Origin of the sequence: Frondihabitans peucedani (assembly GCF_039537585.1) — a bacterium.
GTDB classification, from domain to species: Bacteria; Actinomycetota; Actinomycetes; order Actinomycetales; family Microbacteriaceae; genus Frondihabitans; species Frondihabitans peucedani.
Genome location: NZ_BAABAU010000001.1, coordinates 1558888 through 1581111, shown reverse-complemented (window position 1 = coordinate 1581111; position 22224 = coordinate 1558888). Strand labels below are relative to the sequence as shown.

19 protein-coding genes are annotated in these 22224 nt (G+C 71.4%); 6 read left to right on the top strand and 13 right to left on the bottom strand.

Annotation, left to right across the window (positions count from 1 at the left end):
- The 6 genes from ABD733_RS07240 to ABD733_RS07215 all read right to left on the bottom strand — a co-directional run bounded on the left by ABD733_RS07240 (position 1) and on the right by ABD733_RS07215 (position 8281).
- A complete protein-coding gene (locus tag ABD733_RS07240; protein ID WP_344794535.1) occupies positions 1–1236 on the bottom strand; it encodes an alpha-hydroxy acid oxidase in 1236 nt (411 codons plus the stop codon).
- Positions 1233–1916 carry a GntR family transcriptional regulator gene (locus ABD733_RS07235; protein WP_344794533.1) on the bottom strand — a complete coding sequence of 228 codons (684 nt, stop codon included), beginning with the start codon at positions 1914–1916 and terminating at the stop codon, positions 1233–1235. The genes ABD733_RS07240 and ABD733_RS07235 overlap by 4 nt, the downstream gene beginning before the upstream one ends.
- Before the next feature lie 83 nt (positions 1917–1999).
- Entirely contained in the window at positions 2000–3676 is a 1677-nt protein-coding gene (locus ABD733_RS07230; RefSeq protein WP_344794531.1) for an esterase-like activity of phytase family protein, read from the bottom strand.
- Positions 3677–3825: 149 nt separating this feature from the next.
- Positions 3826–6333 carry a glycoside hydrolase family 65 protein gene (locus tag ABD733_RS07225; RefSeq protein ID WP_344794529.1) on the bottom strand — a complete coding sequence of 836 codons (2508 nt, stop codon included), beginning with the start codon at positions 6331–6333 and terminating at the stop codon, positions 3826–3828.
- Positions 6330–7133 (bottom strand): HAD family hydrolase, encoded by an 804-nt coding sequence (locus tag ABD733_RS07220; RefSeq protein ID WP_344794527.1) that lies wholly within the window; start codon positions 7131–7133, stop codon positions 6330–6332. Before ABD733_RS07220 ends, ABD733_RS07225 begins: the two co-directional genes overlap by 4 nt.
- 131 nt (positions 7134–7264) lie before the next feature.
- Positions 7265–8281, bottom strand: coding sequence for a helix-turn-helix transcriptional regulator (locus ABD733_RS07215; RefSeq protein ID WP_344794525.1), 1017 nt, complete (start codon positions 8279–8281; stop codon positions 7265–7267).
- 62 nt (positions 8282–8343) lie between these two features.
- Here ABD733_RS07215 and ABD733_RS07210 point away from each other — a divergent pair, with 62 nt between their 5' ends.
- Both ABD733_RS07210 and ABD733_RS07205 read left to right on the top strand, forming a co-directional pair.
- Entirely contained in the window at positions 8344–8760 is a 417-nt protein-coding gene (locus ABD733_RS07210; protein WP_344794523.1) for a VOC family protein, read from the top strand.
- Between the two features lie 115 nt (positions 8761–8875).
- Positions 8876–9919: an NAD(P)-dependent alcohol dehydrogenase gene (locus tag ABD733_RS07205; RefSeq protein ID WP_344794521.1), complete on the top strand. Its 1044-nt coding sequence runs from the start codon at positions 8876–8878 to the stop codon at positions 9917–9919.
- Positions 9920–9956: 37 nt separating this feature from the next.
- Here ABD733_RS07205 and ABD733_RS07200 read toward each other — a convergent pair whose 3' ends face one another.
- Entirely contained in the window at positions 9957–10730 is a 774-nt protein-coding gene (locus ABD733_RS07200) for a hypothetical protein (protein ID WP_344794519.1), read from the bottom strand.
- Positions 10731–10803: 73 nt separating this feature from the next.
- A complete protein-coding gene (locus ABD733_RS07195) occupies positions 10804–11670 on the bottom strand; it encodes an aldo/keto reductase (protein ID WP_344794517.1) in 867 nt (288 codons plus the stop codon).
- A 134-nt stretch (positions 11671–11804) separates the two neighbouring features.
- On the opposite strand from ABD733_RS07195, the gene ABD733_RS07190 reads away from it, so the two are divergent.
- Complete coding sequence (locus tag ABD733_RS07190; protein ID WP_344794515.1) at positions 11805–12695, top strand: VOC family protein; 891 nt, start codon at positions 11805–11807, stop codon at positions 12693–12695.
- Positions 12696–12754: 59 nt separating this feature from the next.
- Positions 12755–13375, top strand: coding sequence for a TetR family transcriptional regulator (locus ABD733_RS07185; protein ID WP_344794513.1), 621 nt, complete (start codon positions 12755–12757; stop codon positions 13373–13375).
- 66 nt (positions 13376–13441) lie between these two features.
- Here ABD733_RS07185 and ABD733_RS07180 read toward each other — a convergent pair whose 3' ends face one another.
- Together ABD733_RS07180 and ABD733_RS07175 are read right to left on the bottom strand one after the other, a co-directional pair.
- Positions 13442–15247 carry a GH25 family lysozyme gene (locus tag ABD733_RS07180; protein ID WP_344794511.1) on the bottom strand — a complete coding sequence of 602 codons (1806 nt, stop codon included), beginning with the start codon at positions 15245–15247 and terminating at the stop codon, positions 13442–13444.
- Between the two features lie 156 nt (positions 15248–15403).
- The gene (locus tag ABD733_RS07175) at positions 15404–16042 is read right to left on the bottom strand and encodes a TetR/AcrR family transcriptional regulator (protein ID WP_344794509.1); all 639 of its coding nucleotides are present in this window, start codon (positions 16040–16042) and stop codon (positions 15404–15406) included.
- A 101-nt stretch (positions 16043–16143) separates the two neighbouring features.
- On the opposite strand from ABD733_RS07175, the gene ABD733_RS07170 reads away from it, so the two are divergent.
- Complete coding sequence (locus tag ABD733_RS07170; RefSeq protein ID WP_344794507.1) at positions 16144–17172, top strand: nitrilase-related carbon-nitrogen hydrolase; 1029 nt, start codon at positions 16144–16146, stop codon at positions 17170–17172.
- Positions 17173–17179: 7 nt separating this feature from the next.
- Complete coding sequence (locus ABD733_RS07165; RefSeq protein ID WP_344794506.1) at positions 17180–18199, top strand: agmatine deiminase family protein; 1020 nt, start codon at positions 17180–17182, stop codon at positions 18197–18199.
- 104 nt (positions 18200–18303) lie between these two features.
- Here the strand turns inward: ABD733_RS07165 and ABD733_RS07160 are convergent, their stop codons facing one another.
- The 3 genes from ABD733_RS07160 to ABD733_RS07150 form a co-directional block, all read right to left on the bottom strand.
- The gene (locus ABD733_RS07160) at positions 18304–19002 is read right to left on the bottom strand and encodes an MBL fold metallo-hydrolase (RefSeq protein WP_344794504.1); all 699 of its coding nucleotides are present in this window, start codon (positions 19000–19002) and stop codon (positions 18304–18306) included.
- Positions 19003–19028: 26 nt separating this feature from the next.
- Positions 19029–20579: an APC family permease gene (locus tag ABD733_RS07155; RefSeq protein ID WP_344794502.1), complete on the bottom strand. Its 1551-nt coding sequence runs from the start codon at positions 20577–20579 to the stop codon at positions 19029–19031.
- A gap of 169 nt (positions 20580–20748) precedes the next feature.
- Positions 20749–22170 (bottom strand): flavin monoamine oxidase family protein, encoded by a 1422-nt coding sequence (locus ABD733_RS07150; protein ID WP_344794500.1) that lies wholly within the window; start codon positions 22168–22170, stop codon positions 20749–20751.
- Positions 22171–22224: the final 54 nt, after the last annotated feature.

Sequence of the window (22224 nt, the reverse complement as noted above, 5' to 3'; positions counted from 1 at the left end):
TCAGCGCGCCCGCGGCGCCAGCCGCTCGAGCTGCGTCACGTGGCTCGGCGTCAGCTCCTCCAGCGAGTGCGCGCCGAGGAGCTTCATCGTCCTGGTGATCTCCTCCGACAGGATCGCGATCATGCGGTCGACGCCGGCCCGTCCGCCGGCCATCAGGCCGTACAGGTAGGCCCGCCCGACGAGCGTGAACCTCGCCCCCAGCGCGATCGAGGCGACGATGTCGGCGCCGTTCATGATCCCCGTGTCGACGACGACGTCGAGGTCGCCGCCGACCTCGCGCACCACGTCGGGCAGCAGGTGGAACGGGATCGGCGCCCGGTCGAGCTGCCGGCCGCCGTGGTTCGACAGCACGATGCCGTCGACGCCGGCATCGGCGAACCTCTTCGCGTCGTCGAGGCTCTGCACGCCCTTGACGGCCAGCTTGCCCGGCCACATCTCGCGGATGATCCGCAGGTCGTCGAAGCTGATCGTCGGGTCCATCGCGGAGTCGAGGAGGTCGGCGACGGTGCCGCCGGTCGACGCGAGCGAGGCGAACTCGAGCTTGGGGGTCGTCAGGAAGTCGATCCACCACCACGGCCGCGGGATCGCGTTGAGGACCGTTCCGGGCGTCAGCTGCGGCGGGATCGAGAAGCCGTTCCGCTTGTCGCGGAGCCGCGCGCCTGCCACCGGGGTGTCGACCGTGAAGAAGAGGGTCTCGAATCCTCCGGCCGCGGCCCGCTCGACGAGGCCGTACGAGATCTCGCGGTTCCGCATGACGTAGAGCTGGAACCAGTTGCGGCCGACCGGGTTCGCCGCCTTGACGTCCTCGATGGAGGTCGTCCCGAGTGTCGACAGCGTGAACGGGATCCCGGCCGCTCCCGCTGCCCCCGCGCCGGCGGTCTCGCCCTCGGTCTGCATGAGGCGGGTGAAGCCGGTGGGAGCGATGCCGAACGGCTGCGCCGAGGTCGCGCCGAACACGGTGGCGGTCGTGTCGACGGCGGCGACGTCGCGCAGGACCTGCGGGTGGAACTCGACGTCCTCGAAGGCCTGGCGCGCGCGGGCGATCGAGATCTCGCCCTCGGCCGAGCCGTCGGTGTAGTCGAACGCCGCCTTCGGGGTGCGGCGCTTCGCGATCGCGCGGAGGTCGGCGATCGTGAGCGCCGACTGCAGGCGGTTGCGCTTGAAGTCGAGGTCGGGCTTCTTGAACCGCATGTACTCGACGAGTTCTGCGGGCTTGGGGAATTGTCGCTGCGTCATTGCATGGCCTCCGGGTGGGATGGAAGAAGGGACGGATCGTGTCGGGCGTCGACGTGCTCGAGCAGCCGGTCGCGCGACGAGAGGATGTGCTCGCGGACGAGCCGGGCCGCGAGCTCGGGGTCGGAGGCGACGACCGCGTCGAGCACGCGCGCGTGCTGCGCTGCGATGTCGGCCGGTCGCCAGAGGGCGTTCGCCTGCACCTGCCCGATGCAGAGCTCGATCTCGCCCATCAGGCCCTGGTGCATGCGAGCGAGCCGCAGGCTCGACTGGGCCTCGACGAGGGCGCGGTGGAACGCGATGTCGTCGGCCGCGAACGACGCGTCGTCGGGGGCGTCGGCGAGGGCCCGGTTGTGCAGGATCGCGCCATCCGGCACCGAGCCCCGACGCGCCAGGGCGGCCAGGGCGGCACCCTCGACGAGGGCCCGGTTGTCGTACAGGTCGACGATGTCGTTTCGGCTCAGGATCGGCACCCGTGCCCCGCGATTCGGCTCCCGCCGCAAGAGCCCGGCGGCCACGAGCTGGTCGATGGCCACGCGGGCGGTCGGGCGCGAGACGCCGAAGCGGGCCGCGACGGCCGCCTCCGTCACGGGGTCGCCGGGCAGGATCCGCACCCCGAGCACGTCGGAGCGGAGTGCCTCGGCGACCGCCGCAGGCACGCGCGCGACCTCGACGACGTCCATTGTCAGACAAGCTAGCAGATTGTCAGACAATCGCGCGAGCCGATCAGTGGCCCGTGTCCGAACCCGATGGACCGGCGTCAGCCTCAGTGGAAGCCGTGGACGTCCCTCGGCGTGACGAAGATGCTCACGGTCGCGGTGCTCGACGCGTCGTCGACCCGGGTGGTGTCGATCGACAGGTACTGCCCGTCGTCCTGCGTGCCGTCGGGGAGGGTTTTGGCGTGCAGCGCGTACGGCGCCTCGGTGTTCGTGACGCCGTCGATCCCGAAGTCGTTGTCGTTCGACACGACCAGGGTCGTGCCGCCGTCGGTCGTCGCGACGCCCTCGACCTTGTCGTGGCCGAAGAATCCGCCGGTCGGGTCGAGCCGGGTGAGGAGGGCGCCGAGGTCGACGTCGATCTCCTTCGACACCGGCGCGATCTCGACGCCCCCGAGAAGCGTCGTCGCGGTCGCGGTGTCGGCGGTGCCGGCGAACGCCTCGATCGACTGCTGCGACGGGCCGACGAGGAGACCGCCCCGGCTCGCGTCGTAGCGGGCACCCGCGACGGTCGACGACGGCCCGACGTCGGTGGCACCCGCGAGGTCGATCTCGTACAGCCGCTTGAACGCGTTCGGCTCGAAGGCGCCGTCGCGCTCGTCGACGACGAAGCGCGTGGCGGAGAGCGCGGTGATCTCGCTGACGGCCCCGGAGTTCGTCTTGGGATCGGTGAGCAGGTAGAGGTACTCGTGCGTCCGGTGGGTGCGGAGGTCGTAGGTCACGATCCGGACCGGCGCCACCTTGGAGGGCTTCGCGGCGAGGTCCGGCGTCTGGAGCGCCGACTGCATGATTCCGACGAGGGTCTTCCCGTCGGGCGTGACGGTCAGGCCCTCCATCCCCTTGTTGGCGACGCGCTGCGCGAGCTCGGCGGGGAGGGTGCCGTCGAGCGGCGAGAGCCGCTCGATCTGCCGACCGGTGCGGTCGAAGTGCGTGATGTAGGGGCCGTACTCGTCGGAGACCCAGAAGGTCCCGTCGCGGAGAGCGACGAGGCCCTCGGAGTCGTAGCCGTAGGGGCTCTTCGGCAGGACGTTCCCGTCGAGGTCCTCGATCGTCTCGCCGGTCGAGGCCTCCGTGCTGACGAGGCCGTTGTAGGCGTGCCCGTCGGCGGCGCGGAGAGGGATCCGCTTCTCGAGGACGGCCTTCGTCCCGGCCAGCTTGAACTTCCCGATCGCAGGATCGAAGGACGGCAGCGGCTCGATCTTCGTCGTCCCGTCGGCCGCGGTGACGTTCGGGCCGCGGTCGGTCAGGCCGTAGAACTCCGTCTTCGAGCCCGGCACCGGCGTGAACGACGAGCCGTAGGCGCCGCCGGTGATCTTCACGCCGCCGATCGTGGCGAGGGGCTTCAGATCGGTGTCGTAGAGCTTCACAGCGTCGTTCGTCGTGTAGTCGAACGAGTCGACCCCGGTGAATCCTGCGTCGGGCTGGTAGGTGAACGAGCCGTCCTGCGCCAGAGACAGCGTGCCGTGCGCCGTCGTCGTGTGCGAGACGATCGTGGCGCTGCCGGAGTCGTTGCGGAGCACGCTCCCGTGAGACGAGAGTCTCCTGCCGGCTGTGACGAGGTAGGAGTCGTCCTTCGCGACGGCGGGCCGGTGGGCCGAGGCGGCCGTCGCTTCAGTCCGCGCTCCGGCGGGCGACGCCGGGTGGGCGAACGCTGCGCCCGCGGTGCCGAGGGTGAGAGCGAGCGAGCCCGCGACGACGGTGGTGGCGACGATCTTCGGACGCTTCATGGTGGATCCCCTCGGGCTTCGGTGGCGTGGGCCGGAGAGAGTCTGCTGATGCCGCGTGAACGAGAGGTTGCCGGACGCTGACGAGGCGGCGGCCCGCGCGGGTCGCCCCGCGTCAGCCGCCGCCTCGTCAGAGCGACGCGTGTGCCGGATCAGGTCGCGACGTCGGCGTCCACCTCGCTGCGGTCGAGCGACACCGTCGGGATCGACGCGGTCACGACCGAGCCGTCGGCGCGGAGCATGCCGCGGAGGTCGCTCGTCGTCGGCGGGGCCGTCTCGAGGCGCGGGCCCTGGTTGGCCAGCTCGACGGTGACCGAGGCGCCGGCCGCCACCTCCACCTTCTCGTGGTGCACGTGCACGGTGACGGCGGTGCCCTCCTCGATCGTGAAGGTGATGTCGCGCTGCGTGACGTCGACGCGCATCCTGGAGCCCTTGACGGTCATCCGGTAGGTGAGGCGCTCCCAGTCGGCGGGGAGGCGCGGGTTGAACGTCAGACGGCCGGAGTGGTCGCGCATGCCGCCGAAGCCGAAGGTCAGAGCGCTCCAGATGCCTCCGGTCGAGGCGACGTGCACGCCGTCGGAGGTGTTGTGGTGCAGGTCGGCCAGGTCGACGAACAGCGACGACAGGAAGTAGTCGCGAGCGAGCTTGTGGTGCCCCACCTCGGCGGCGATGATCGACTGCACGACCGCCGAGAGGGTCGAGTCGCCGGTGGTCAGCGCGTCGTAGTACTCGAAGTCGCGGCGCTTCTCGGCGGGCGTGAACTCGTCGCCCTGGAGGAACAGCGCGAGCACCACGTCGGCCTGCTTCAGCACCTGGAAGCGGTAGATGACCAGCGGGTGGTAGTGGAGCAGCAGCGGGCGCTTCGACGCCGGAGTGGAGTCGAGGTCCCACAGCTCCTTGTCGAGGAACTGCGCGTCTTGCGGGTGGATGCCGCGGTGCGGATCGAACGGGATCTCCATCGCGTCGGCAGCTGCCCGCCATCCGCGGATCTCGTGCTCCTGGAGCCCGACCCGCTGGACCATGCGCTCGTAGGCGACGGGATCGTTAGCCATCAGCTCCTCGCAGATCCGGACGGCCGACCAGAGGTTCGCCCTGGCCATCACGTTCGTGTAGAGGTTGTCGTCGACGACGGTGGTGTACTCGTCGGGGCCGGTCACGCCGTCGATGTGGAACTTCTGGTCGCCGTTGGAGCGCCAGAACCCGAGGTCGGCCCAGAGGCGGGCGGTCTCGACCAGGATGTCGACGGCGCCGCGGGCGAGGAAGTCCTCGTCGCCGGTCGCGGCCACGTACTGCATCAGCGCGTGCACGATGTCGGCGTCGATGTGGTACTGCGCGGTTCCTGCCGCGTAGTAGGCGCTCGACTCGAGCCCGTTGATCGTGCGCCACGGGAAGAGGGCCCCGCGCTGGTTGAGCTCGCGCGCCCGGTCGCGGGCCGCGTCGAGCATGCCGTGGCGGAAGCGCAGCGCGTTCCGCGCGACGTTCGGTGCCGTGTACGACAGGAACGGCATGACGTAGATCTCGGTGTCCCAGAAGTAGTGGCCGCCGTAGCCCGAGCCCGAGACGCCCTTGGCGGCGACGCCCTGACCGTCGGTGCGGGCGGTCGCCTGCGCGAGCTGGTAGATGTTCCAGCGGATCGCCTGCTGCAGGATCGGGTGCCCCGGCAGCTCGACGTCGCTCCGCATCCAGAAGTCGTCGAGCCAGGCGCGCTGGGCGTCGAAGATCTCGGCGACGGGGGTCTCGCGGGCGCGGTCGAGCGTGCGGTCGCAGCGGTCGGCGAGCTCGCGGGGCGGCACGCCGCGCGACGAGTGGTAGGTGATGGTCTTGGTGAAGCCGACCTTCTGGCCGGCCTTCGCCTTGATCCGGTAGACGTGCTTGGCGATGTCGTCGTCGATCTGCGACGACTGCTGCCACTCGTTCTCGGTCTCGAGCGCGTGCTCGGCGCCGACGGCGACCGTCATGCCGGAGTTCGTCGTCTGGTAGCCGAGGATGTAGCGGCTGTCGCGGTTCTTCTTGATCATCGGCTGGAGCACGCGCTCCGAGAACGACTCGGCCTTGCGGGGGTCGAAGGTCGCCGCGGCCCGCATGCCGGCGTGGTACTCGTCGCCGAGGTCTTGCCGGTTGAGGATCTGCGACGAGATCAGCACCGACGCGTCGGCGTCGAGCATGGTGACCTCGTAGTCGATGACGGCGAGGTGTCGGTCGGTGAACGACACGAGACGACGGCTGGTCACGAGGACGCGCTTGCCCGAGGGGGTGCGCCACTCGATCTCGCGGAGGAGGTAGCCGTCGCGGAAGTCGAGGCGGCGCGTGTACGCGAGGACGTCGGCCTCGGCGAGCACGAAGGGCTCGTCGTCGACGTACAGCCGGATCACCTTGGCGTCGGGGACGTTGACGATCGTCTGGCCGACGCGCGCGAAGCCGAAGGCCTCCTCGGCGTGACGGATCGGCCAGGTCTCGTGGAACCCGTTGATGAAGGTGCCGTACGAGTGGCCGCCCCGGCCCTCGTCGAGGTTGCCGCGGAAGCCGAGGTAGCCGTTGCCGACGGCGAAGATCGTCTCGGCGACGCCCTGGTCGTTCGGGCCGAACTCGGACTCGATGAACGACCACTCGTCGAGGGGGAACCGGTTGCGGTCGAGGGGGTCTTCGGTGATGACGCTCATTCGGAGTGCTCCGGTGCTGTGGTGGAGTCGGTGGTGGTCGGGGAGGGCTGCTGGGCCAGGGAGTCGACGACCTCGGCGAGGTCGTCGACGACGAAGTCTGCTCCGTTCGAGAGCAGAGCGGCAGCCCCCACTCCGCGGTCCACTCCGAGGACGAGGCCGAACCGGCCCCGGCGTCCGGCCTCGACACCCGACTGCGCGTCTTCGACGACGACGCACTCGGCGGCGGACAGTCCGAGCCGCCTGGCGCCCTCGAGGTACGTGTCGGGCGCCGGCTTGCCGGGCAGCCCCTCGGCGGCGGCGACCACGCCGTCGACGATGTGGTCGAAGCGGTCGCGGATGCCCGCGGCCTCGAGCACCGGGACCGCGTTGCGCGAGCTCGACACCACGGCGACGGAGTAGCCGAGGGCGATGGCCCGGTCGAGGAACGCGACCGACCCGGGGTAGGGCTCCACGCCGTTCTCGTCGAGCTCGGCCGCGAACACGCTGTTCTTGCGGTTGCCGAGGCCGCAGACGGTCTCGAGGTCGGGCGAGTCGTCGGGCGTGCCCTCGGGCAGGGTGATGCCGCGGCTGGCGAGCATGTCGCGGACGCCGTCGTAGCGAGGCTTGCCGTCGACGTGCTCGAAGTAGTCGCGCTCGGTGTAGGGCTGCTGGTCGCCCCTCGCCGAGAGGAAGTCGTTGAAGAGCCGCGACCAGGCCCTCATGTGGACCTCGGCCGTCGGCGTCAGGACGCCGTCGAGATCGAAGAGCAGGCCGGGGGTGGCGGTGAGACGCGACGAATCGCGCGAGACAGAGGTGTTCACGAAGCCGGGGGGATCCCTTCGAGAGCGGAGAGCTCGATGGTGTGAGGTGTGCGGAGCGTCTCTGGCCCGCGGTGTCGAGCGGCTCAGCCGCACGGCGCTCGTCCAAGTCTGGCACGCTCCAGGGTCCGTTCCTAGTGGACGGCGTCGTCCTGTGGACGCCGTTCTCCGACGGCTGAGAAGCGGCCGGCCAGGGCGGCCGAGGCCTGCGCGAGCTCGGGCGGGCCGACGACCTCGAAGTCGGCATCGAACTGCGCGATCCTGCCGGCCAGGGCGACCCACGACCAGGAGCCGAGCGTCACGCGGCACCGGCCGTCGTCGAGCTCGTCGAGGGCCTCGTCGGCGAGGTGGGGCCGGAGCTCGGCCGCGGCGGCGCGCAGGATCACGGTGCCGGTGCACGGCCATCCGCCCGCCGCGTCGCTGCTGCCGCCGCGGAACCGGGCGGACACGAAGCGCGCGACGTCTCCGCCCGGCACCTCCCGCGGCGCGAACCGCGGACCGGTCGGGGTCTTCGGCGAGAGGCGGTCGACCCGGAAGGTCCGCCAGTCGCCCCGGTCGAGGTCGTAGGCAACGAGGTACCAGCGGCCGTTCCGCGCCACGAGGTGGTGGGGCTCGGCTCGTCGGCCGGGCGGGAGATCGCGTGAGGCGGGCGACGCGTCTCCCGCGGTCTCGGGCGACCGGTAGTCGAACCGCAGCACCTCTCCCGAGCGGACCGCCGCGCTGACGGCGAGCAGCACGTCGGCGTCGACGGCGTCGGTCGGCACGCCCGTCGGGACGGCCGTGAAGCGCAGCCCGTCGATCCGGTGCCGGAGGCGGTTCGGCAGGATCTGACGCACGGCCGCGAGGGCGCGGAGGGCGGGCTCGCCGAAGGCGGATCCTGCGACCGCTGCGTTCTGGAGCGCCACGGCCAGGGCGACCGCCTGGTCGTCGTCGAAGAGGAGGGGCGGCAGCTCCGAGCCCGCGTCGAGGCGGTACCCGCCGTCGGGGCCCTTGACGGCCCGGATCCGGTAGCCGAGCCCGCGGAGCCGGTCGACGTCGCGCCGCACGGTGCGCTCGCTGATGTCGAGCCGCTCGGCGAGGACGCGGGCCGGCCAGTCGCGCCTCGCCTGCAGGAGCGACAGGACGGTGAGCATCCGTGACGAAGCGGGCATGGAACCAGTGTCGCCGAAGAACAGGACACGAACTGACCGCTTCTGCTGGAAGCGTGCTCTCCATGACGCATACATCACTCGCTCCCCACCTCAACTTCCGTGGCCAGGCCCGGGAGGTGCTGTCCTTCTACCGTTCCGTCCTCGGCGGCGACCTGGCACTCGTGACCTACGGCGACGCCCAGGCGGCGCAGGATCCCGCGCAGACCGACGAGATCCTGTTCGGCCAGCTGACCTCGCCGGGCGGCCTGGTCGTGATGGCCTACGACGTCCAGCGCGGCCTCGCCTACGACCAGGGCGTCAACAGCCTGTACCTCTCGCTCCGCTGCGCGACGGCCGAGGAGGTGCAGACGTTCTGGGCCGGTCTCCGCGAGGGAGCCGAGATCGAGCAGGATCTGGGTCCGTCCGGCTGGTCCCCGCTCTACGGGAAGCTCCGCGACCGCTTCGGCGTCGTCTGGGTGATCGACCTGATCGTCCCCTGATCTCGCGGGCGGCTCCCGGCGGGCGGGTGCAGGATGGGCACGTCGGGAGTGCGCGACATGTGTCGGCTAAAACCGCAGCCGCCCGCCGGTCCCGCAGAGAAGCGAGGAGACCGACATGAGAGCCCTGCGCTACGTCGCCATCGGACAGGCACCCGAGGTCGTCGACATCCCGATCCCGAGGCCCGGGCCCGGTCAGGTGCTGCTGAAGGTGACGGCCGGGGGAGTCTGCCACTCCGACGACTACGTCATGGGCCTCTCCGAGGAGGAGTACCTCGGGCAGGGCTACCCGCTCCCGATGACCCTCGGTCACGAGGGCGCCGGCATCGTCCACGAGCTCGGCGAGGGCGTCGACACGGTCGCGGTCGGAGACGCGGTCGCCGTCTACGGGCCCTGGGGATGCGGCTACTGCCGCAACTGCTCGATGGGACGCGAGAACTACTGCACCAACGCGGCGGCGCTCGGCATCCGTCCGCCCGGGCTCGGCAACCAGGGCTCCATGGCGGAGTACATGATCGTCGACGACCCGCGCCACCTCGTGCCGCTCGGCGACCTCGACCCGGTGAAGAACGTCTCGCTCACCGACGCGGGCCTGACGCCGTACCACGCGATCAAGCGCTCGCTGCCGAAGCTCGGCGCCGGCACCTCGGCCGTCGTGATCGGTTCGGGCGGTCTCGGACACGTGGGCATCCAGATCCTGAAGGCCCTCTCCGGCGCCCGCGTGATCGTGCTCGACGTGAACGACCAGAAGCTCGAGCTGGCCCGGCACGTCGGGGCCGACGAGACCCTGATCAGCGACGAGACAGCGGTCGGCAGGATCCTGGAGCTCACCGGCGGCGTCGGCGCCGACGCCGTGTTCGACTTCGTCGGCGCGAAGGCGACGATCCCGCTGGCCGTCTCGGTGGCCGCCGTCGAGGGAGACGTCACCGTCGTCGGGATCGGAGGGGGTGAGGTCGCCTTCGGCTTCGGCACGATCAACTACGACGTCGCCGTCCGCATCCCCTACTGGGGTTACCGGAACGAGCTCATCGAGGTGCTCGACCTCGCCCGTGCGGGGAAGGTCGACGTCGAGGTCCAGCCCTACTCGCTCGACGACGGCCCGAGGGCGTACGCCGATCTGGCGAGCGGCTCGATCCGCGGCCGGGCCGTGATCGTGCCCTAGGCGTCGAGCCCTGGGCGTCTGCCCGGGGCGTCGTGCCCTAGGCGGGCCGCTCGATGCCGCCCATGCGCTCGAGCGCCGCCGTGAGGAGGGTGCCGACCGCGTCGGGCAGCACGTGGTGGTTGAGGTAGATGCCCTCGAGCCACGAGAGCACCTCGTCGGCGGGCATTCCCACCTCGGTCCAGTCGATGCCGGGGCGCGCCGACGTGACCGGGAGCTCGGTCGCAGGATCGAGCCGCGCCTCGGCGATCGGGAGGTCGGGGGTGCCGTCGCCCGACGTCCAGAGCAGGGCGATCGGGTGGTGGTCGCCGTCGATGTGCTCGTGGTCGACGTGGCCGGAGCCGAGCCAGGGGAGGGTGAGGAGCTCGCCCTCGATGTCGACGGTCAGGAGGTCGAGCTGCGTCGGCTCCTCCACCTCGCAGACGTAGAGGTCGAAGCCCTCGTCGCTCCAGGCCGCCGCCTCCTCGAGGTCTTCGAGGAGGTCCGGCATCCGCTGGTGGAAGTCGGCCAGCAGGAGTGACGCCCAGTTCAGCACCTGGTCGCCGACGCTCCGCGGCCAGGGGCTCCGGTCGGTGTCCTCGCCGTTTCCGCGGTGGAAGTGGTAGTCGATGCCGCCGTCGACGGTGTCGAGGTGGATCTGGCCGCTCGCGAACTCGACCGCGAGGCTCGACTGCCCGGTCTCGTCGTCCCAGTCGCCGAACAGGTCGGGGATTCCGAGGGAGGCGGGCGGCGGCGTCTTCGCAGCCGTCTTCGGCCCGAGGTCCAGCACCGCCTGGAAGCGCTTGGTGGGGAGGCGGAGGCTCATGTCTGTCACCGCGCAAGACTACCGGGCACGCGATCCGCGAGTGATCGCAGGATCCCGTGCCCGGCCTCTGTCCGTGCGGGTCTTACTTGAGAGCCGACAGCTCCTCGAACTCGGCGTCGCTCAGCTGGATCTGGGCGCCGCGCAGGTTGTCCTCGAGGTGGTCGACCGACGAGGTGCCGGGGATCGGCAGCATGACGGGCGAGCGCTTGAGCAGCCAGGCCAGCGCGAGCTGCGCGGGGGTGGCGCCCTTCTTCTCCGCCAGCTCGGTGAGGGGGCTGCCCTCGCCGGTGAGCTGGCCGGTGGCGAGCGGGAACCACGGGATGAAGGCGATGCCGTTCTCGGTGGAGTGGTCGAGCAGGGCCTCGGACGACCGGTCGGTCAGGTTGAAGAGGTTCTGCACGGACACGATCTCCGCGACCTCCTGCGCCTGCTTCAGCTGGTCGATGGAGACCTCGCTCAGGCCGATGTGGCGGATCTTGCCCTCGTCCTGCAGCTTCTTCAGCTCGCCGACCTGGTCTTCGAGCGGCACCTTCGCGTCGACGCGGTGCAGCTGGTAGAGGTCGATCCGCTCGAGGCCGAGCCAGCGGAGGCTCATCTCGGTCTGCTGGCGGAGGTACTCCGGGCGGCCGACCGGCGGCCACTCGTTCGGGCCGGACCTCGTGAGGCCGCCCTTGGTGGCGATGACGAGGTCGTCGGCGTACGGCTTCAGCGCCTTGGCGATGAGGGGCTCGGCGACGGCCGGGCCGTAGGAGTCGGCGGTGTCGATGAAGTTCACGCCGAGCTCGACGGCGCGGCGGAGCACGCGGACGGCCTCGTCGGGGTCCTTCGGGTCGCCCCAGACGCCGGGGCCGGTCAGCTGCATGGAGCCGAAGCCGAGTCGGTTGATGGTGAGATCGCCGCCGAGGGCGAAGGTGCCGGCATCCTGTGCGGGGAGTGCTTCTGTGGTCATCGGATGGTCCCTTTCTCGGTCGTCGCCCGTCAGGGGCGACTCCGTAAGTCAACGCCCTGCGCCGTCGAACCTTCCCAGCCGGTGCGAGCGGCTGTCGATTGTCACCGGCTGCCGGTCGGCGTACGATCGGTGACATGTCCACGACCCAGGATCTCCTCGCCCCGGCCACCTCCATGGGCGCGGTCACGCTCCGGGTCGCCGACCTCGACGGGATGACCGCCTACTACCGCGACGCCGTCACCCTCAGCGTGCTCGCTCAGGACGCCGGCGTCGTCGTCCTCGGCCGCGGGGCGGTGCCGGTCGTCATCCTCGAGCACGCTTCCGAGCTCCGGCACGCGGGGCCGCGCGACGCCGGCCTCTTCCACACGGCGATCCTGTTCGAGACCGAGGCCGACCTCGCGACGGCCGTCTACGGCGTGGCGAGCCGCCACCCGCACTCCTTCACGGGCAGTGCCGACCACCTGGTCAGCAAGGCCTTCTACTTCGAGGACCCGGAGGGCAACGGCGTCGAGCTCTACTGGGACCGAGCGCGCACCGAGTGGAGCTGGACCCACGGCAGCATCGACATGGCCACCCTCGCCCTCGACCCGAACGAGTTCCTGCGCTCGAGCCTGTCCGAGGGCGCCGTCGACGCCGCAGGATCGCGCCCGGCGACGGTCGGCCACGTCCACCTCAGCGTCGGAGACGTCGAGAGCGCGCACCGCTTCTACGTCGACCGGCTCGGCTTCGAGACGACCACGCGGTTCGGCTCGCAGGCCCTGTTCGTCAGCGCGGGCGGCTACCACCACCACATGGCCATGAACACCTGGAACAGCGCCGGGGCGGGTCGCCGTGCCCAGGCGCTCGGTCTCGGGCTCGTGCGCATCGAGGTGCCGGGGGCCGACGACCTCGGCGCCCTGGGGGAGCGGCTCGCGCACCACGGGGTCGCCGTGCAGGACGACGGCAGGATCGTGTCGTTCGACGACCCGTGGGCGAATCGGATCGAGGTCTCCGTGAAGGAGTCCGGAAAGACGCGGGCGCCCTAGCGTCGGGCCCGCCGTCCCGTCGTCGCGTCCCGCCCGGCCACGACCGCTAGCATGCCGCCATGGGCATCCGGGAAGATCAGCGACGCCGCACCGTGCGCGCCATCCTGGAGGCCGCCGGCCTCGAGTTCGAGGTGAGGGGCTACGAGGCTGCCTCGTTCGGCTCGATCGCCGCCCGCGCCGGAGTCGCGAAGAGCCTGGTCAGCTACCACTTCCCGACGAAGGCCGACATCGCCAACCGGGTCGTAGCCGAGGCGTTCCCCGACGGGACGTTCCTCGCGACCGAGCCGTCCCCGCGGGGCCCTCTCGCGGACATCATGGAGTCGACCGCGGTCGTGGCCCGGGCGTTCAGCACGAACCCGCTCGCGAGAGCCGCGCTCCGGCTGGTCAACGAGCACAAGCTCGACGATCCCGCGGCGCCCCGCGCCTACGTGGGCTGGGTCAGCCGGTTCTCGGACGACCTCCGGCGCGCGTGCGCGCAGGGGCTCCTGTCGATCGGGGTCGACACGCACCGCGAGGCGCTCGTGCTCGTCGGCCAGTTCGTCGGCCTCCGCTACGTGACCGACGCCATGGACGAGCGAGACCGCTTCTGGGAGCTCGCCGTCACGACGCTCCGTCAGCGGCTGATCGCGCTGGGCGCCGACGAGGCGAGCCTCCCGAGGGTGTCCGAGCTCGACGGCTGACCGGCGCGCGTCGGGATCAGGCGCAGGCCGGGATCAGGCGCGCGTCGGGATCAGGCGCAGGCCGGATCAGACGTGCGAGCCGGCCGACCAGACCGCCTTGCCGGCCTTGTTCCGCAGCACGAGGTTGCCGTCCGACTGCAGCGAGAGCGTGCATCCTGCGCCCGCCTTCGACGTCTTCGTGAGCCACCGGACCTTGCCCGCCGTGTCGCGGAGGACGAGGTTGCCGTCGCTCTGCAGCGTGATCGCCGAGCCCTTGAGGCCGTTGGTGCGGGTGTTGAACTTGGCCTTGCCGCTGACGTAGACGACGAAGTTCCCGTCGGGCTGCATGATCGTCTGGATCAGGCCGGTCGAGTCGTGGAGGAAGTGGCCCCCGGTCATCTTCGTGTTCGCCACGATGCTCGAGGAGCCGGGTGCGCCGTTCCGCCAGGCGATTCCGCCGGCCGTGACGACCTGGAGGTCGCCGTTCGACTGGATGACCGTGCGGGGGGATGATCCTGCGCCGTCCGTCCGCGTGTACCAGAGCGCCTTGTTCGCCTTCGAGTAGACGACGAGGTTGCCGTCGGACTGCATCTTCATGAACCCGCCCGCGTTGTTCGGAGTGCCCGACTGCCAGAGCGCCCGGCCGTTGCCGCGGAGGACGGCGTTGCCGTCGCTCTGCATCCCGAGCGTGTACTGGCCGTTCGACGACTGGATCGACTTGCCCGAGGTGAGTCGGGCGCCGGACGCCAGGGTGGCGCCGGAGTCGGCCACCGGGGTCGCGACGGCGGTCCCTCCGCCCTTGGCCATCAGCGTGAGAGCGGCCATGGTGCCGTTGAAGACGTCGGAGTCGCCGGGGAACGGTCCCGTCGACGACCACTGCCAGAGCGTCCACTTCGACCAGCTCGCTCCGAGCGAGGCGGGCTTCGAGGAGGCGGTCGTGCTGCTCGGGTACTGGGCGACGAAGAACGGGTTGGCGGAGAACGCGCGGCTGCTGCCGGTGCAGGTGTTCCACCAGTTGGCCGTGGTGTAGATCGCGGGGCGGGTGCCCGTCTTGGCGAGGACGGTGTTCGAGAAGTCGGCGATCCACTTCACCATCGCGGCGGGGCTGAGGCCCCAGCAGGTGCCGTTGTAGCCGTACTCGACGTCGAGGAGCGGGGGGAGCGTCTTGCCGTCGGCCGACCAGCCGCCGCCGTTCTTGACGAAGTAGGCCGCCTGCGCTGCGCCCGACGACGTGTTCGGCGTCGCGAAGTGGTACGCGCCACGGACCAGGCCGGCCGCGTAGGCGCCGTTGTACTGGCCGGCGAACCTGCTGCTGGAGTAGGTCGTGCCCTCGGTCGCCTTGATGTAGGCGAAGCGGGCGCCCTGGGAGTACAGCGACTTCCAGTCGACAGTCGGCTGGTAGGCGCTGACGTCGAGGCCCTTGACGCCGGCGGGCCACGTCTTCGTCGCGACCGCCTTGGCCTGCGCCTGCATACGGAGCTTCGGGGTCGCCGTGGTCGGTGCCTTGAGCGCCGCAGGATCGGACGCGGGGATCGTCGATCCCATGGAGTGGTCGCCGGCCTTGTTCTGGGCCGCGAGCGACGGGTCGTCGGCGCCGACGTCGAGGCCGGTGCCGGTCGTGCTGCCGGTCGAGCTGCCTGCTCCGGTGTCGGTCGCGCTGCCGGTGGCGGGCGCGGCCGTCGGGGCCGCGGTCTGCGCCGGTGCGGCGGTCGGCGAGGCGACGGGCGTCGCTGCTGCCGCCGGTGTCGCCGTGGCCGTGGCTGCCGGCGTCGCTGCCGGCGTGGCCGCCGCGGCCCGGGCTGGAGTCAGCGGCCCGGCGACGCCGGTGACGGCGCCGGCGGCGATCACGATGGCGGCGCCTGCGGTCGCGGCGGAACGGATGAACGAAGTCATGGGTCTCCCTGAAGTCGGCTCAGGCGCACCCCTAGTACACCGGGCCGGACTCGTCGAGGCTAACCAGCGGGGGACACGATGTACACCCCCCGAACGAGTCCCACGAGTAACAACAGCCCCACGCGTATCAGGGCGAAAGCGCCGCTGATCAGGGATTCAGCCGTTCTGCGCTCGGAGCGCGAGAGTCCCGATCTCGAGGCCGAGGGCCTGCTCGAGAGCCCGGCGGACGAGCGTGTCCCGCTCGGTCGGGGTGCGGTAGCCGACCAGTGCGTAGGCGGTCGTGCTGTCGATCAGGGCGAACAGCTCGAGCGCGGTGGAGTCCGTGTCGAAGGCGCCCGCGGACCCCTCGTCGCGGAGCTGCCCCAGGATCTCGCCGGCGAAGGCGTGCCACGCGTCCATCTCGTCGCGGGCTGCCTGGCCGAGCTCCGGCATCCTGCGCCCCACGCTCCAGGCGTCGGCCCAGACGGCGCCGACGGCGTCGCGGCCGGGGTCGAGGAGGGTCGTCACGAGCCGGGCCAGGCGGTCGAGGCCGGTCGGCGCAGGATCGACGAGGGTGCGGACCTCGTCGAGCTCGCCCGAGACGATGGTGCGGAACGTGGCCGCGGTGAGCTGCTCCATGGAGGGCTCGTAGTGGGCGACCAGCCCCGAGGCGACGCCGACGCGCTTCGCGATCGCGCGGAGCGTCAGGGCGGTGAGGCCGCCCTCGAGGGCGAGGTCGCGCGCGGCGGTGGTGATCTGCTCGCGCCGGGCGGCCGGGGGGAGGCGTCGCCGACCCTCGGCGGGGCTGGTGGTCATGCCTCGAATGGTAGCCCGCGGCTCTGGTGCGGGCAGTTCGTTGATCGTATGATCAACAGAAGTCGCGCCACCGGGCGACGACGAACCGAGGAGGCCCGCCCGTGCAGCTCATCACCGCCGCCGTCCCGTCAGCGCCGCTGCGAGGGGCGGATCCTGCCCGGCGCCCGCCCGTCACCGTCGGCCTCGTGCAGTTCCGCTGGCAGCCCGACGCCGCCGCGCACCTCGCCGAGCTCCGCGAGGGTGTCCGGCTGGCCGCCGGCGCGGGAGCCCGGATCGTCTTCCTGCCCGAGCTGACCCTCCGCCGCTACCCGGGAGACAGCCCGGCGACAGGCACGCCGAAGGACGACGCCGAAGACCTCCTGGCCGGCCCCACCTTCGCGTTCGCCGCCGCTGCCGCCCTGGAGTCGGGCGTCTTCGTCCACGCCTCGCTCTACGAGCGCCCCTCCGACGACGACCTCCCGGACGACCCGCGCGGCTACAACACGGCGATCCTCGTCGACCCGTCGGGCACCCTGATCGGCCGGACGCGCAAGACCCACATCCCGATGAGCGCGGGCTACTACGAGGACACCTTCTTCCGACCCGGCACCGACGACGAGCCGCACCCCGTCTACGCGCCGGACGGCCTCGGTGCCCGGGTCGGGCTCCCGACCTGCTGGGACGAGTGGTTCCCCGAGCTGTCGCGGGCCTACGGCCTCAACGGCGCCGAGATCCTCGCCTACCCGACCGCGATCGGCTCGGAGCCGACCTTCCCCGACTTCGACACCCGCGACATCTGGCGACACGTCATCACCGCGAACGGCATCACGAGCGGCCTGTTCATGGTCGTGCCGAACCGCTGGGGCGACGAGGGCGACATCGCCTTCTACGGCTCGTCGTTCATCTCCGACCCGTTCGGCCGCGTCCTCGTCGAAGCGCCCCGCGACGCCTCGGCCGTGCTCGTCGCCGCCCTCGACATGGAGCAGCGGGAGGAGTGGCTGCGGCTGTTCCCGTTCTTCGTGACGAGGCGGCCCGACCAGTACGCGGCGCTCACGGCGCCGATCGACGAGGGGCGCGACGGCTACGGGGCCGTGGCTGCTGCTGCGGACGCTGCGTCCGCCCGGACCTCGCCCGGGGCACCCGGTGAGTGACTGGCGCATGCCCGCCGAGACGGCACCGCACGAGCGCACCTGGATGGCGTTCCCGCGCGCGGGCCGCACGCTCGGCGACGACCCCGACTCCGCCGAGGAGGCCCGCGCCGCCTGGGCCGCCGTCGCCCACGCGGTCGCCGAGTTCGAAGAGGTGACGATGCTCGTCGACCCGTCCGCCTCGGGCGACGCCCGGCGGCACCTCTCCTCGTCGATCGAGCTCGTCGAGACGCCCCTCGACGACTTCTGGATCCGCGACTCCGGCCCCACCTTCGTGCTGCCGACCGACGGATCGCCCCGGCTGGGAGCGGTGGACTGGATCTTCAACGGCTGGGGCGCACAGCCCTGGGCCTCCTGGGAGGCCGACCGCGAGATCGGAGCGTTCGTCGCGGCGCGGGCCGGGGCGGGCATCCTGCCGTCGCTGCTCGTCAACGAGGGCGGCGCCGTCCATGTCGACGGCGAGGGGACCGTGCTGGTCACGGAGACCGTGCAGCTCGACCCCGGCCGGAACCCCCACGCCGACCGCGCCCGCGTCGAGGCCGAGCTCGCGCGCACCATCGGAGCCACGCACGTGATCTGGCTGCCGCGCGGGCTCACCCGCGACTACGACGAGCTCGGCACCCGCGGCCACGTCGACATGGTGGCGACCATCCCGTCGCCCGGGGTGCTGCTGCTGCACGCGCAGACCGCAGCCGCCCACCCCGACCACGAGGTCACGCGGTCGCTCCGCGACCTGCTGTCGGGGCAGCAGGATGCCGCCGGCCGGTCCTTCGAGATCGTCGACCTCCCGGCTCCGGCGGAGCTCCGCGACGAGCACGGGTTCGTCGACCACAGCTATGTGAACCACCTGGTGGTGAACGGCGGCGTCATCGCGTGCGGTTTCGGCCAGCCGGCCTCCGACGAGCGGGCCGCCGCGATCCTGCGCGAGGTCTATCCCGGTCGCCGGGTCGTGACGGTCGACGCCCGCCCGGCCTTCGCGCGGGGCGGCGGGATCCACTGCATCACGCAGCAGCAGCCGGCCCTGGTGTAGCCGGGCGCGCTCGCACCCCGGTCCGTCGGCGGAACCTCGCTCCGCGGGGGCTCGGGCGCCGGTCGGGGGTGCGGCGCTGGACGGGGGTGCGGCGCGGCGCGGCCTCAGCCGACGGTGACGCAGGGGTCGTCGGGCGTGCGGCCGGCGGCCAGCGCCTCGACGAACCGGCGGTCGTGCGCGAGGCGGGCTGCGGCGTCCTGTCCCGGGTGCCCGTGGCCCGGGACCACCCAGGCTGCGCGTCGGACGAGGGGCTCGAGCGCGTCGAGGCCCCGGGCGTAGGCCGCGACCGGGTCGGGTCCGTCCTCCGGGAGAGGAGGCTCGACGTCGCTCAGCATGTCTCCGGCGAGCAGGATGCGCTGCTCGGGCAGCCACGCGGCCGTGTGCCCCGGGATGTGCCCGTCGTGCACCAGGAGCTCCACGCGGGGTCCTGGCCAGGGCAGGATCGCCGCAGAGCCGTCCGCACCGGGCTCGACGGCGCGCACCCGCCCGACGAGCGCCTGCAGGTCGACCCGCCAGGGTCCGAGCTCGTCGAGGATCGCGTCCTGCCCGGCGGCAGCCCGCCTGGCCGTCTCCGCGGACGCCCACCGCGGGACGTCGCCGAAGCGGTGGTGCCAGAGCAGGTGGTCGAAGTGGGCGTGCGTCGACAGCCCGGCGGCCGGCCTCAGGCCGAGGTCGTCGAGGTCGTCGGCCAGCGCCTCGAGCTCGTCGACCTCCCACGCCGGGTCGACGAGGAGGCAGCCGCCGCCGGGAGACACGACCACCGTGCTGGTGGTCGTGTCGCGGCGGCCGGTGGCGACGAGCACCCCGGGGACGAGTTCACGGAGGCGTCTCAGCGGAAGACCGGCCCCGTCGACTTCTCGAGATCGTGCGCCATGGCCTCGTTGTCGCGGCGGGTGCGCCTGCCGGCGACCCAGAACAGCACGCCGACGACGATGAAGACGACGACCGGCACGAGCTCGGTGAGGAGGTAGACGCCCCCTTCGTCGGCCGACCACCCGTCGGGGTGGAAGCCCTTGCCGAACCAGTCGAAGAACGCACCCGGCGCCATCAGCTGGACGACAGTGAAGGCGAGCAGGGCCATGAGCACGACAGTCAGGATGCGGTAGGCCGGCATCCGGTACGGCCGCGGCACGTCGGGGTGGCTGCGGCGGAGCTTCCAGAGCGAGGGGAAGATCAGCAGGTAGCTGATCAGGGTCGTCGAGATCGTCACACCGAGCACCGCGCCGAAGAACTTCGCCGCGTCGCCGCCGGTGATGGTGTTCGCCAGCACGAGGACGAGGGTCGACACGATGCCGCTGAAGATGTTGACGCGGACGGGGGTGCCGAGTCGCTCGCTGATGACCCCGAGGAACCGCGGTGCGGCCCCGTCGTAGCCCGAGACGGCGAGAGCGCGGTCGGAGCCCATGATCCAGGTGACGCCCGAGGTGAGCACGCAGATCACGAAGACGATGCCCATCACGCCGCCGATCGCCGCCCCGGCACCGGTGAGCTCCGGCCCGGCCTTCGTGACCTGGCCGCCGTAGACGGTGAACACGGTCTTGATCGCGTCGACGAAGCCGCCGAAGTTCGTGACCTGACCGAGCGGCAGGACCAGCAGGATGCCGAGGATCGGGACCGCGTAGAGCAGGAACGAGAACACGGCCGAGCGGGCGATCGCGAACGGCACGTCTCTGGTGCTGTCCTTCATCTCCTCGCCGGCGCTGCTCGGGAGCTCGAAGCCGACGTAGTTGAACAGGAGGACGCCGACGAGGGCGACGAAGCCGCCGGCCGTCGGGACGTACGCCCCGGCGGAGAGTCCGTGCACGCCGTTCTGAGCCGCGTAGATCGCGACGGTCACCACGAAGAGGCCGAGCAGCAGGAACCGCGCGAACGCGCCGATCGTCGTGATCCACTTGCCGACGCGGAACGACAGGACGGCCGCGAGCACCGCGACCCAGATGAAGGGGATCGTGATCAGGTAGAAGACCGGCGTCGAGAAGCTCTTGCCGTCGTTGAAGAACACCTGCAGGGCGTACGCGCCCGAGAAGGCGAGCGTCCCGCCGAGCCACACCGGGTTGGTGACCCAGTACAGGAAGTTGTTGATGGCGCCGGCGAGGTGGCCGAACGCCATCCTGGTCCAGAGGTAGGGGCCGCCCTCCTGCGGGAACGCGGTGCCCAGCTCGGAGAACAGCAGCGCCTGCGGGATGAAGAAGACCACCGCCAGGACGACCATCCACGTGAAGGCCTCACCGCCCGAGGCGGCGACTGTGGCGATCGTGTCGACGCCGACGATGGTGCAGATGAGGAAGAACAGGATGTCGAACCGGCCGAAGTGCCGCTTCAGCTTGCTGCTCTCTCGCGCCGCGGGGGCGAGAGCCGGTGCCTGGAGATCGAGTGCCATGGTGTGCCGAGCCTCTTCTGTGTCGTGACGCGGATGCGCCTGGGGACAGGACGGGTGTGGAGCGGGGCAGAGCGTGCGGTACTTCGACGGAGCTGTTCAGTTGTGGTGGTGCCGGTGGTGCGAGCGGGGGTGCTGCGGGTGGTGGCAGGTGGTGCGGGGAGTGGTGGAGTCAGGAGACCGAGACGGGGGCCGGGACTGCGGAGCCGTCGGCTCCGGCGCTCTCGAGGTCGGCGGCGATCTCGTCGGCCAGGCGGTGTCCCATGCGGATCGCGCCGTCGACGTGCTGGAAGCCGAGTCCGGCGATGTCGCTCGACCCGAACCGGATGGGCCCGACCGGCGTGTGCTGGTCGGCGCCGTAGCGGGTGAGACCGCCGAGATCGTAGCTGGCGGCGTAGGCGCCCTGGGTCCACTCCTCGGCGGCCCAGTCGCTCTCGTAGTACACGACCGGCTCGGCGGCCTCAGGCCCGTAGTACGAGGCGAGGGACGCCAGGATCCGGGCCCGGCGCTCTTCGGGATCGAGGGCCAGGAGGGCATCCGCCTTCTCGTCGGAGACGAACCCCACGAGGGTGCCGCGGGTCTCGCCGTGGTTGCTGTTGTCGTACGCCTCGTGGACGAGCTGGTAGGGGCTGAACGCCGTGCCGGAGAGCCCGGCCTCTCGCCAGAACGGTGTCTCGTAGGTGGCGTGGACCTTGATCACGAGGCCCAGCGAGAGGTGCTGCTGCAGCTGGTAGCGGCGACGGGGGAGCTGCGGGTCGTAGGTGATGCGGTCGTACAGGTTCGGCGGCACGGCGACGACCGCCTGCCGCGCTGCGACCCGGAGGTCGTCGGTGACGGCGGTGACGCCCTCGTCGGACCACTCCAGCCGTCGCACGGGCTGGTCGAGGACGACCCGGTCGCCGAGGCGCGCGGCCAGCGCGAGCGGGACGCCCTGCAGGCCGCCGACCACGCGGCGGTCGAGGATGAAGTCGGCGTCGACGAGGTTCGAGAAGCTGCCGGCGCTCGCCGCCATGAGGAGAGCCTGCAAGGCCGAGAACGCGTGGGCCGGCTTCGTGAGCATGGCGTCGGCGATGAAGAGCGCGATGTTGTCGCGCGCCTCCTCGTCGTCCGACTGAGTGGCGAGCCAGTCGCGGAACGAGACGGTGTCGAGCTCGCGGGCCTGCGGGTGTGTCCAGGGCGCGTCGGGGTCGGTCTGGGCCGTCAACTCGTCCATCACGGCGATGAGGCGCTCGATCTCGGCCTCCGTCGTGGGGTTCGCCGGGAAGATGTCGCCGGTGAAGCGCTTGGCTGCGCCGTCGCGGCCGACGTAGACGCTCTCGCCGTCGCGGTAGCGCTCGTAGGTCGGCAGGCCGAGCTCGTCGAGCGACGCGAGCAGGGCCGTCTGGTCGGGCGAGACCCACTGGCCGCCGATCTCGTACATCTGCCCGTCGATGGAGTTCGTCCAGAGGCGTCCGCCGACGCGGTCGCGCGCCTCGAGGACGATGACCGACAGCCCGCGGGCGGCGAGGTCGGTGGCGGCGGTCAGGCCGGTCGCGCCGGCACCGATGACGACGACGTCGGCGGTGACGTCGGTGGGGGTGGTGATGTCGCTCATGGGATCGCCTTCGGTGCTCGGGTGGCGGGGGAGGGGTGCGGTGCGGCGGGCAGG